Genomic DNA, 11,600 nt, shown 5'->3' on the forward strand with positions numbered 1-11,600 from the left:
CAAGATGAGCGATGACGAGATCATCTCCTCTATCGGCGGCTATGAGTACGGCTGGCACGATTCCGACGAAGCCGGCCAGGCAGCACACCGCGGTTTGAGTGAGGACGTCGTCCGCGATATTTCTCGGAAGAAGAACGAGCCGGAGTGGATGCTCGAGTCCCGTCTGAAGGCTCTGCGCGTCTTCAACAAGAAGCCAGTTCCGACCTGGGGCCCAGATCTGTCCGGAATCGACTTCGACAACATTAAGTACTTTGTCCGCTCCACCGAGAAGCAGGCCCAAACCTGGGATGACCTGCCGGACGACATTAAGGAGACCTACGACAAGCTGGGTATCCCGGATGCTGAGAAGAAGCGTCTGGTCTCCGGTGTTGCCGCGCAGTACGAGTCCGAGGTGGTTTACCACAAGATCCGCGAGGACCTGGAGGCCCAGGGCGTTATCTTCGTTGATACCGACACCGCGGTGCGCGAGTACCCGGAGATCCTCCAGGAATACTTCGGCACCGTGATTCCGGCCGGCGACAACAAGTTCTCCGCGCTGAATAACGCCTGCTGGTCCGGTGGTTCCTTCGTGTACGTTCCGAAGGGCGTCCACGTGGATATTCCGCTGCAGGCCTACTTCCGCATTAACACCGAGAACATGGGCCAGTTCGAGCGCACCCTCATCATCGTGGAGGAGGGCGCCTACGTTCACTACATCGAGGGGTGCACCGCGCCGATCTACAACTCGGATTCGCTGCACACCGGTGTCATCGAGATCATCGTGAAGAAGGGCGGCCGCTGCCGCTACACCACCATTCAGAACTGGTCCACCAACGTCTACAACCTGGTGACCCAGCGCGCCAAGGTCGAAGAGGGCGGCACCATGGAATGGGTCGATGGCAACATCGGCTCCAAGGTCACTATGAAGTACCCGTCCTGCTGGCTTACCGGCGAGCACGCCAAGGGTGAGGTACTCTCCCTGGCCTTTGCTGGCGATAACCAGGTCCAGGACACCGGCTCCAAGATGATCCACATGGCGCCGAACACCTCCTCCAACATCGTCTCGAAGTCCGTGGCCCGCAACGGCGGCCGCGCGGCCTACCGCGGCTTGGTGCAGGTCAACGCTAACGCTACGAACTCCGCTGCCAACGTCGAGTGTGATGCCTTGCTTGTGGACAATGACTCGAGGTCGGACACGTATCCGTACAACGACATCCGCAATGATCACGTCACCCTCGGCCACGAGGCAACGGTCTCCCAGGTCTCTGAGGAGCAGCTGTTCTACCTCATGTCCCGCGGTATCGCTGAGGAAGAGGCCATGGCGATGATTGTGCGCGGCTTCGTCGAGCCGATTGCTAAGGAGCTCCCGATGGAATACGCGCTGGAGCTGAACCGTCTTATCGAGCTGCAGATGGAAGGATCGGTGGGCTAAGTGGTAGCTTCCAACGAATTTAATCCGGCTGACGTCACTAAGGGAGACCAGTTCACCTCCTTCGATGTCGAGGACTTCCCGGTCCCGCACGGCCGCGACGAGGTCTGGCGTTTCATCTCCTTGCGTAACCTTCGCGGGCTGCACAATGGTGAGTTCGCGCCGGCAACCGCCCAGAAGATTGACGTGGTGGCCCCGGAGGGCGTAACGGCCGAGACCGTGGCGCCTGACGACGACCGCCTCGGCACCGCCGGTGCACCTGCTGACCGCGTTGCAGCTCAGGCCTGGTGCTCCATGCCGGAGGCGCAGATCGTCAGCGTTGACGCCGATGCACGACTGGATAAGCCGGTGGAGATCACCATCACCGGCGCTGGTGAGGGCGTGACCTCCTTTGGTGCGACCTCCATCCACGTGGGCAATCACGCGGAGGTCACCATCGTTCTTAAGTACGTCGGTTCCGGTACCCACGCAGACAACGTGGAGTTCGTGCTGGGCGACGGCTCCCAGGTCACCGTCGTCGTCGACGCCGACTGGGAAGACGATGCAGTGCACCTGTCCCATCAGATTGCGAAGGTGGGCCGCGACGCCGTACTGCGCCACAACACCGCCATCTTTGGCGGCGAGATTGTGCGCCTTGTTCCGCGCGTAGTTTTCGATGGCCCCGGTGGCGATGCCGAGCTGCTCGGCGTCTACTTTGCTGATGCCGGCCAGTACTTCGAGAACCGCCTGCTGGTGGACCACGACGTGCCGAACTGCCGCTCTCGCGTCTTCTACAAGGGCGCTCTGCAGGGTGCTACTGCTGCGCAGAAGGCCGAGGCCGGCTCCGCCTCCCGCACCCCGGAGGCCCGCACCTGCTGGGTCGGTGACGTGCTCATCCGCAAGAATGCGAACAACACGGACACCTATGAGACGAACAACAACTTGATCCTCACCGAGGGTGCGCGCGCTGACGCCATCCCGAACCTGGAGATCCAGACCGGTGAGATCGTCGGTGCTGGCCACGCCGCAACGGTGGGCCGCTTCGATGACCTTGAGCTGTTCTACCTCATGTCCCGCGGTATTCCTGCCGCCGAGGCACGCCGCCTCATCATCCGCGGCTTCTTCTCCGAAGTCATCTCCCGCATCCCGGTCGAGTCCCTGCGCGAGGATCTGGAATCCCGCGTCGTCGACGAGCTCGCCAAGATCAACGCTTAAAACTTCCCGAAAGCAGGTACCAACTCAATGTCTACTCTGGAAATCAAGAATCTCCACGCGCAGGTGCTCCCACACGAGGAGGACGGTGAGCCCACGCCGATCCTCAAGGGTGTCAACCTCACCATCAATTCCGGTGAGACCCACGCCGTCATGGGCCCCAACGGCTCCGGCAAGTCCACCCTGTCCTACGTTATCGCCGGTCACCCCAAGTATGAGGTGACCGAGGGCGAGGTGCTTCTCGACGGCGAGAACATCCTCGAGATGGAAGTCGACGAGCGCGCCCGCGCTGGTCTTTTCCTGGCCATGCAGTACCCGACTGAGGTGCCGGGCGTGAAGATGTCGCAGTTCATGCGCTCCGCCGTGACCGCTATCCGTGGCGAGGCTCCGAAGCTGCGCGAGTGGAACAAGGAGCTCACCGAGGCCCGCGAGAAGCTGGCCATCGATAAGTCCTTTGCACACCGCTCCGTGAACGAGGGCTTCTCCGGTGGTGAGAAGAAGCGCCACGAGGTCATGCAGCTCGACATCCTCAAACCGAAGTTCGCCGTCATGGACGAGACCGACTCCGGCCTGGACGTCGACGCCCTGCGCGTCGTCTCCGATGGCATCAACAGCTATCAGGAGGAGACCAACGGCGGCATCCTCCTCATCACGCACTACAAGCGCATCCTCAACTACGTTGTCCCGGACTTCGTTCACGTCTTCGCCGACGGACAGATCATCAAGACCGGCGGCGCCGAGCTGGCTGACCAGCTTGAGGCAGACGGCTACGAGCAGTTCCTCAAGTAGGCCGTACCGCCGACCCCGGTAACACCACGACAGACCACACCACGACACGCTAGAGAAAAAGAACCGAGCACAAGGACCTATGCCTGAACTAGACGTTAATGCGATTCGGGAACAATTCCCTATCCTCTCGCGCACGGTGCGCGACGGTAAACCTTTGGTGTACCTGGATTCGGGAGCGACCTCGCAACGTCCCCTGCCGGTATGGAAGGCCGAGGAGGAGTTCGTGCTCGGCACCAACGCTCCGGTGCACCGCGGTTCCTACCAGCTGGCGGAGGAGGCCGATGACGCGTACGAGTCCGCTCGCCAGGCCATCGCCGCCTTCGTTGGTGCCGACCGCGATGAGATCGCCTTCACCAAGAACGCCACTGAGGCGCTGAATGAAGTTGCTTACGTGCTCAGCGATGAGCGCGCCGGCGAGCTTTACGTCGGTGAGGGCGATACCGTCGTGGTCACCGAACTGGAGCACCACGCGAACTTGGTGCCGTGGCAAGAGCTGTGCCAGCGCACCGGCGCGACGCTGAAGTGGTACTCCATGACCGAGGACGGCCGCATTGATCTCGATTCGCTTGAGCTCGATGACTCTGTCAAGGTCGTGGCTTTTACCCACCAGTCCAACGTGACCGGGGCCGTGGCTCCCGTCGCAGAGTTGGTACGTCGTGCCCGTGCCGTAGGTGCCATGGTGGTTCTCGACGCCTGCCAGTCGGTGCCGCACATGCCGGTGGATTTCCACGAACTCGACGTCGACTTCGCCGCGTTCTCTGGGCACAAGATGTGCGGGCCGACCGGCGTGGGCGTGCTCTACGGTAAGCAAGAGCTGCTGGCGCAGCTGCCGCCTTTCCTCACCGGCGGTTCCATGATCGAAGTAGTCAAGATGGAAGGCTCGACGTTTGCCGCGCCACCCACCCGCTTCGAGGCCGGAACCCAAATGACCAGCCAGGTTGTGGGCCTTGGTGCAGCAGTGAAGTTCTTGAGCGAGGTGGGCATGGAGGCCATCCACGCCCATGAGCAGAAACTCACTGCACTGGCTTTGGAGAAGCTGTCTGACATCCCCGGCGTGCGTATCATCGGGCCTGAAAACACCGAGGATCGCGGGGGAGCGGTCTCCTTCACCGTGGATGGGATCCATCCGCATGACCTAGGCCAGGTTCTTGACTCTCATGGTGTATCCATCCGCACCGGCCACCACTGTGCGTGGCCGCTGCACCGCGCGTGCAAGGCTAATTCGACCGCGCGCGCTAGCTTTTACCTGTACAACACTGAGGACGAGGTCGACGCCCTCATAGAGGCGGTGCGGGCTGCCCGCACCTTCTTTGGAGTGAGCGAATGAACCTAGATTCCATGTACCAGGACGTCATCCTGGACCACTACAAGAACCCGAAATTCTCTGGCCTGCGCGAAGGCCAGGCAGAAGTTCACCACGTCAACCCTTCCTGCGGTGATGAACTCACCTTGCGCGTGAAGCTTTCCCCCGACGGCACAACCGTCGAGGACGTGTCCTACGACGCCGAGGGATGCTCCATTTCGCAGGCCTCGACCTCTGTCATGGCGGAGGAAATCGTCGGCATCCCCCTCGAGGAGGCAAACGCCAAGCTGGCCGAATTCGAGAGGATGGTGACCTCCCGCGGCGAAGTGGAAGGTGACGACGAGATCATCGGGGACGGCATCGCCTTCGCCGGCGTAGCCAAGTTCCCCGCCCGTGTTAAGTGCGCTCTCCTCGGGTGGAAGGCTTTCCAAGCCGCCACCGTGGAAGCGTTGAACGAATTGGAGAAGTAGATGGCTGATAACACTGAAACCACCGGTGGCAGCACGGATCCTTACCAGGACCAGAATGCCTCCTTCGATGGCGCTGCTGTCAAGCCTGAACAAACCGAAGAGCAGATTGCGAAGACCTTCGATATCACCGAGTACCTTCGTGATGTCATCGACCCAGAGCTTGGAATCAACATCGTTGATCTGGGCTTGGTCTATGACGTCTGGCTCGACGATATTGACGGCAAGAACACCTGCGTCATTAACATGACGCTGACCTCCCCGGCCTGTCCTCTCACCGATGTCATCGGCGAGCAGATCGAGGATGTCATCGTAGGCAACAAGCTCGCCGATGCAGTCCAGCTCAACTGGGTCTGGATGCCGCCGTGGGGCCCGAACATGATTACCGAAGAGGGCCGCGAGATGCTCCAGGCCCTCGGCTTCGCCGTCTAGCGTCCGCGAGGCGCAACGGCTAATCCCACCGCCGGTTCGACAATGCGCATCATCATTGCGCGTAATCGAGCCGGCGGTGTGGTGCATTTCTGGGAACAGCCCCGGTTTGTGGCACCGCGGTCGCTTCAACCAATTGCAAAGCCCCAGACCTGGAACCCGAAACTCGCAGGTCGGCGTCGCCCAGCGCTTGCCGACGCCCCGCCGACCACTTTGAGATTTCGGGATCCAGGTCTGGGGATATACGTGTTGACGGTGGGCTTGAGCGCGGTCTTCGGTCTACGCACTGTCGGTTCGGGATTAACTACCCTGGTTGCTAGACTGTTTCGACGTGATTGTGACCAATGATTTCGAGGTGCGCGTGGGCGCACGCACGCTTCTCGACGCCCCCGGCCAGCACCTTCGCGTGCAGCCGGGGGATCGCATCGGGCTGGTCGGCCGCAATGGCGCGGGCAAGACCACGACGATGCGCATCCTGGCGGGGGAGACCGAGCCCTATGGTGGCTCGGTGACGCGCTCAGGTCCGATTGGTTACCTGCCGCAGGATTCTCGAGAAGGCAATATTGAGCAGACTGCGCGTGAGCGCGTGCTCTCTGCGCGCGGTTTGGATGAGATCAAGCGCCGCATGGCCAAGCAACAAGAGTTGATGGAAACCGCTACGGACGACAAATTCCGCGACAGGGCCATTCGTAAGTTCTCCCGCCTGGAAGAGGAATACCACACCTTAGGTGGCTATGAGGCGGACTCCGAATGCGCGCAGATCTGCGACAACTTGGGCCTGCCGCAGCGTGTGCTCGACCAGCAGCTCAAGACGCTGTCCGGCGGTCAGCGCCGCCGCGTGGAGCTGGCGCAGATTCTTTTTGCAGCTTCGGCTGGCTCCGGCAAGTCCCAGACCACGCTGCTTCTCGACGAGCCCACCAACCACCTCGACGCGGACTCGATTACGTGGCTGCGCGGCTTTCTGTCCAAGCATGAGGGTGGCCTCGTGATGATTTCGCACGACGTCGATCTGCTGGAGGCCGTGTGCAACAAGGTTTGGTTCCTCGATGCCGTTCGCGCCGAAGCAGACGTCTACAACATGGGCTTTAAGAAGTACCTTGATGCCCGCGCCACCGATGAGGCTCGTCGCCGCCGCGAGCGCGCCAACGCGGAAAAGAAAGCCGCAGCCCTGCACAAGCAAGCCGCCAAGTTGGGAGCGAAGGCCACGAAGGCCGCCGCCGCCAAGCAGATGCTGCACCGTGCAGAGCGCATGATGAACGAGCTTGATGACGTCCGCGTGGCCGATAAGGTTGCCCACATCAAGTTCCCCGAACCTGCTCCCTGCGGCAAGACTCCGATGAACGCCAAGGGCCTGACAAAGATGTATGGCTCGCTGGAGGTTTTTGCCGGTGTCGATTTGGCCATCGACAAGGGTTCCCGCGTGGTTGTGCTGGGCTATAACGGTGCGGGCAAGACGACTCTGCTCAAGCTTCTGGCGGGCGTGGAGCGCACCGATGGCGAAGGCGGCATCGTCTCCGGGCACGGCCTGCGCATCGGTTACTTTGCTCAGGAGCACGACAACATCGACCCAGACAAAACCGTGTGGGAAAACACCATCGAGGCCTGCCCGGATGCCGGCCAGCAGGACTTGCGTGGACTGCTGGGCGCCTTCATGTTCTCCGGTGACAAGTTGGAACAGCCTGCCGGAACGCTCTCCGGTGGTGAGAAAACCCGACTGTCGCTGGCAACGCTGGTGTCCTCACGCGCCAACGTGCTGCTTCTCGACGAGCCCACGAACAACCTAGACCCCCAGTCCCGCGAGCAGGTGCTCGATGCCCTAGGCACCTACACAGGTGCCGTGGTCTTGGTTACTCACGACCCAGGTGCGGTCAAGGCACTCAAGCCGGAGCGCGTCATCATCATGCCCGATGGCGATGAGGATTTGTGGAACGACGAGTACATGGAGATCGTGGAATTGGCCTAATAGAATTTCGGGCATGACTGCCCAGCCTGTTCTCCTTGATTGCGACCCCGGTATCGACGATGCCCTAGCGTTGATCTACCTCGCCGCGCTTCACCGCGCCGGAGAGATCGAACTGGTCGGTGTTACTACCACCGCTGGAAACGTCGGGATTGAACAGACCACCCGCAATGCTGCCTACATCCTGCAACTGTGTGGCCTGGATGAGGTGCCCGTCGCGGCGGGGCTTCCGGAGCCCAGCCAGGTGGAGCTGGTAACCACTCCGGAAACTCACGGCCCAAGCGGTCTTGGGTACCTGAGCGTGCCGGAGGGGCACGCTAGTGCTGAGCCTGCCGAGTGGACCAGCATTTGGACCGAAGCTGCGGACCGCAACGCGCAGCTCATCGTGACCGGACCATTGACCAATGCCGCGCACTTTGCTGCGGAGCACGCTGCCGACTACGCCTGCTTCTCCGGTGTCACCATCATGGGTGGTGCTGTGAACTATCCCGGCAACACCACGCCAACGGCGGAGTGGAACTTCTGGGTCGACCCGCATGCTGCGCGCGACTTCTTCGAATCCACCTCGAAGCCCACCACGCTGTGCCCACTCAACGTCACTGAGACGATGCTCCTCGGCCCGACGCAGCTGGAACGGCTGCGTGAAGCGCTCGCGCAGCACCCAGTGGCGGACGTTCTACCGGAGATTATGCGCTTCTACTTCGAGTTCCACGAGGCGCACGGCTCGGGTTATCAGGCTCAGATACATGATCTGCTCACCTGCATGGTGGCGTTGCAGAAGGTCCCGTTCTTTTCCACCTCGACCACCGTACGGGTAGTCAGTGAACCGGAGTGGTTGCGCGGAACGAGCGTGGCGGACCTGCGCGGTCACTGGGGTCGGCCCGCTAATGCTGCGTTGGTCACCGCCGTCGATGTTGACAGCGCCCATCGAGAGTTTCTGCGCGCAGCATTTCTTCTTGGTCTTCCAGAAAACCTATAGTGCGCTAGAATCGGGGCCACAACCACACACCGCTCAAGACTCTTCTCTTGGGTCCTTCCGCTTCCCACGCACAGGGTCTAGAAGTGGTCAGACCCCGGCGTGCTGCCGCAGGAGAGGAAGAAGTCATGAACACCGCCAATAACCTCGATTCCGTTATTGAACCGTTGCTCACCGGATTAGTGAGCAAACGACCTGAGGTCCGCGTGGACTGGGCCTATACCAAATTGAAAGAGGGCATTGAGTCTGGTCAGTGGGATGACCATATTGATCAGATTCGTAAACGCCTCAGCGGTTACCTCCGCACAGACAAGGTATGGACGAAGGCATTGTCCGCCCGGGTGCTTAACGTGCTGGCGGAGGCAGGACACTTCCACTATGAGGACTACCTCACCTTCCGCGCGTGGTATGTCACGGAGGATGACACACGCGGCATTGTTAAAGACATCGGCCCTATCATGGCCGTTGGTTACGGCGCTGACTATGTAGAAACCTGTGTTCGCAAGGGGATGATCCCAGCCGTCGAAGGCGCAGCGATCATCTCGTGCCGCCTTCGCGCCCCCGGAGGAGTGTGGCATGACGATGAGGGCTTGCGGCTTGCGCGTGCCGCCTGCACCACAATTGGCAAAAGCACCTCGCTCCACATCCTCGAAATCTGGATCGAAAGGCTAAGCAATACCGTGCTTACCGAAGGCGTGCGCAACAACAACCGCGCCGTCGTGGAAAACTTCGCCCGCTTTCTCAAGGCCACAGCCCACATGGTCCGCAGTGAACCGGAGAAGTGGGGAATTGATGCCGAACGCGCGGAGCTGGCCTTGCCAATGATTGCGGAGCTTGAGGAGCAACTACGCAACGCTAGCGACTACCGAGAAGCAGCACCATAAAAGCGCACCTTCGTAACCTCCATCGAGCGAACACGCTGCCATGGGTAGCGGTCTGGTGATGCTTGGACCGGCTCACTGAGGTCGAGGAGAGTATCGGTCCCGGCTGGGCCGCCTACTATGAGCTCGTCGTTGCTTAGGATAACCGCTGATTCGAAGGTGCGGTCCGCCTGTGTGGTGCGGACAAAAGCCATCGGTACCTCAACGAAGATTGTTTTCCCGCGCCGCAAAACCGTGAGGTCTTCGGTGACATAACTGGGGCGAATGCGTTCAGCGGCAATCAGGCCCCACACAAAGATGATGGCCCACAGCGACAACAGCAATGCCACAATTCGCAGAACGCCCGCAGGTAAAAGAAGGTGAACAACTACCATTTCAACCAGCAATATCGCGGTGATGAAGCCAAGCATGTGGAGCCTTCCAGGAGGGTGGGGAAGTGCCACGGCGCCAACTGGAAGTAGCGTTTGTCCTCGCATCCAGCGCCACAGATCCCGGTAGAGGCCCAATTCATACTTGGCAAGGCGAAATCCAGGATGCCTTTCTACACATCGCCAGATGCTAGTCACGTGATCCTCCAGCCAAAGCCTCGAGTGCTACACCTTGCGCACCAGTCGTCGGCGCATCAGTCACGGTGAGCAAAGCGTTCCCAGGCTGCAGCGTTGGGTAGATTCCTCGCATCAACCCGTGTTCGCTCACGTTGCGCAGCTTCTCGACGATAAGCGCAACCCGACAATCACGCGGGGACAGCGAGCCAAGCTCTCGCCACAAAGTTTCAACTCTGCGGAGAACTGCACGGCAATCGTCGTCAGCGAGGTTCTTTCGAAGCTGTTCCCAGGTCGCTGATGTAGCGACGCCGGTAAGCGCCATGAGATCCCAGGAGTCCAATTCCAGCTGCAGCATTGCTGGGTCTTCGATAACTTCGCTCAAGGACTCTCGAATATCGTTGGGGGTTCCATGAGGTGCTGCGGCTAAAGCACGCAGCTTCTCACGTTGTCGCTGCAGACGAGCGATTCTTTCGTCCACAATGGCGAACGAGCGCTCGATGGCGTCGGGAGAGGAGACATCAGCGACGGCAACGCCGGCGTCGATCAGCGCTCGCGCACGAACAACTGCGGCGAGATCAGAGATCGAGTAATCGCGATAGTTTCCGCTGGTGCGTGCTGGTTCGGGAACCGCACCTGTCTCGTGCAAATGGCGCACGGATCGCACTGAGCAACCAGCGACCGCGGCAACGTCTGAGATCTTCATAGAACCAAACTAAACCCTCACATTGTGTGAGGGTCAAGCGGTCAGTGGAGTGGACTAGTCGTAGGGGGCGTCACTCTTCATTGATCAACACCATTGAGAATGATTACCCCTGCGTGGGGGAGCATGTCTGCGCCCCGCTAAACGAACCTTCACTAGTGTTTGTGTTACCTGCGTCACGCATGAGTGGCCAAACTCAAAGAAGGGAAAGCCAATGAAAATAGCCAAGTCTATTACGTCTCTTGTAGCGGCTATCGCGTTGACAACGCTCGCCGCGTGTTCACAATCTGACAGTGACGTCAGCGAGAAATCAGCAGTTGATACCACCCAAGCTGCAGCTGGAGGAGAGCAAACTTCCGAAGACACCAACGTAGATTCCGCCGCAACCTCAGAGTCTGCCGATAGCACTGACTCCGACGCAGAGTCCACTGCAGGATCAGACGATCAGTCCGGTTCAACAGGCGGCAGCTATGAAGCCACTGTCGATGGAAAGGCGATCGAGGTAGAAAACGAAACTATCCTATGCCAAGAGGCAGCTGGTTCGATGAACCTGACCGTAGCACCCGAAGGGGCTGGTACAGCCGGCATTACCGCCGTGCTTAGTACTGATGAAAACCTAACGGTCAAGGCTCTCGGAATGGTAGATGGGGAGGGTAACACGCTGGCATACGCCGAGAGCAGCCCGATGGGTTCCGCCACGGCATCGAAGGAAGGCGACACCTACACGATGTCGGGTGAAGGCCTTTTGTCTAATGGGAGTAATCCAACCACTGGGGAAACGAAGCCATTCGAAGTGAAGATTACCTGCAGCTAATCGGAGTGAGTCGGGGTGAATAGACAACAAGTGCTGACCCTGTGGTGTGTAGAGGCCAGCACTTGTTGGTTTACGTGATTATTGGGAGGGCGATGCAGACTTTCGTCCGCTGACTAGTTGCGGAAACCGTGCACCGG

At 60.0% G+C, this 11,600-nt stretch carries 12 protein-coding genes; 10 read left to right on the forward strand and 2 right to left on the reverse strand.

What is annotated here, in order from left to right; genetic code table 11:
- The first annotated feature begins 4 nt into the window (after window positions 1-4).
- From sufB to HMPREF2635_RS07995, 9 genes are all read left to right on the forward strand, one after another.
- Window positions 5-1,411 (forward strand): Fe-S cluster assembly protein SufB, encoded by a 1,407-nt coding sequence (gene sufB, locus HMPREF2635_RS07955; RefSeq protein WP_175972985.1) that lies wholly within the window; start codon window positions 5-7, stop codon window positions 1,409-1,411.
- Entirely contained in the window at window positions 1,412-2,602 is a 1,191-nt protein-coding gene (gene sufD / locus HMPREF2635_RS07960; RefSeq protein ID WP_049157436.1) for a Fe-S cluster assembly protein SufD, read from the forward strand.
- A gap of 27 nt (window positions 2,603-2,629) precedes the next feature.
- Window positions 2,630-3,388, forward strand: a complete 759-nt coding sequence (gene sufC, locus HMPREF2635_RS07965) for a Fe-S cluster assembly ATPase SufC (RefSeq protein ID WP_046649116.1) — start codon at window positions 2,630-2,632, stop codon at window positions 3,386-3,388.
- A gap of 79 nt (window positions 3,389-3,467) precedes the next feature.
- The gene (locus tag HMPREF2635_RS07970) at window positions 3,468-4,715 is read left to right on the forward strand and encodes a cysteine desulfurase (RefSeq protein ID WP_070821539.1); all 1,248 of its coding nucleotides are present in this window, start codon (window positions 3,468-3,470) and stop codon (window positions 4,713-4,715) included.
- The gene (sufU, locus tag HMPREF2635_RS07975; RefSeq protein WP_046649118.1) at window positions 4,712-5,161 is read left to right on the forward strand and encodes a Fe-S cluster assembly sulfur transfer protein SufU; all 450 of its coding nucleotides are present in this window, start codon (window positions 4,712-4,714) and stop codon (window positions 5,159-5,161) included. Before HMPREF2635_RS07970 ends, sufU begins: the two co-directional genes overlap by 4 nt.
- Window positions 5,162-5,590, forward strand: coding sequence for a metal-sulfur cluster assembly factor (locus tag HMPREF2635_RS07980; protein WP_070821540.1), 429 nt, complete (start codon window positions 5,162-5,164; stop codon window positions 5,588-5,590).
- A gap of 328 nt (window positions 5,591-5,918) precedes the next feature.
- The gene (locus HMPREF2635_RS07985; protein WP_070511781.1) at window positions 5,919-7,550 is read left to right on the forward strand and encodes an ABC-F family ATP-binding cassette domain-containing protein; all 1,632 of its coding nucleotides are present in this window, start codon (window positions 5,919-5,921) and stop codon (window positions 7,548-7,550) included.
- Between the two features lie 13 nt (window positions 7,551-7,563).
- A complete protein-coding gene (locus HMPREF2635_RS07990) occupies window positions 7,564-8,526 on the forward strand; it encodes a nucleoside hydrolase (RefSeq protein WP_070821541.1) in 963 nt (320 codons plus the stop codon).
- A gap of 125 nt (window positions 8,527-8,651) precedes the next feature.
- Window positions 8,652-9,407, forward strand: coding sequence for a hypothetical protein (locus HMPREF2635_RS07995; protein ID WP_070821542.1), 756 nt, complete (start codon window positions 8,652-8,654; stop codon window positions 9,405-9,407).
- Here HMPREF2635_RS07995 and HMPREF2635_RS08000 read toward each other — a convergent pair.
- Together HMPREF2635_RS08000 and HMPREF2635_RS08005 are read right to left on the reverse strand one after the other, a co-directional pair.
- On the reverse strand, window positions 9,386-9,814 hold the full coding sequence (locus HMPREF2635_RS08000; protein WP_232745289.1) for a hypothetical protein: 429 nt from the start codon (window positions 9,812-9,814) through the stop codon (window positions 9,386-9,388). The genes HMPREF2635_RS07995 and HMPREF2635_RS08000 overlap by 22 nt on opposite strands.
- Window positions 9,815-9,962: 148 nt before the next feature.
- Window positions 9,963-10,652 (reverse strand): MerR family transcriptional regulator, encoded by a 690-nt coding sequence (locus tag HMPREF2635_RS08005; protein WP_049157427.1) that lies wholly within the window; start codon window positions 10,650-10,652, stop codon window positions 9,963-9,965.
- Window positions 10,653-10,863: 211 nt separating this feature from the next.
- On the opposite strand from HMPREF2635_RS08005, the gene HMPREF2635_RS08010 reads away from it, so the two are divergent.
- Entirely contained in the window at window positions 10,864-11,463 is a 600-nt protein-coding gene (locus HMPREF2635_RS08010; RefSeq protein ID WP_070547332.1) for a lipoprotein LpqH, read from the forward strand.
- Window positions 11,464-11,600: the final 137 nt, after the last annotated feature.

It is taken from the genome of Corynebacterium sp. HMSC035E02, from assembly GCF_001836065.1.
In the GTDB taxonomy this organism is placed as follows: Bacteria; Actinomycetota; Actinomycetes; order Mycobacteriales; family Mycobacteriaceae; genus Corynebacterium; species Corynebacterium hiratae.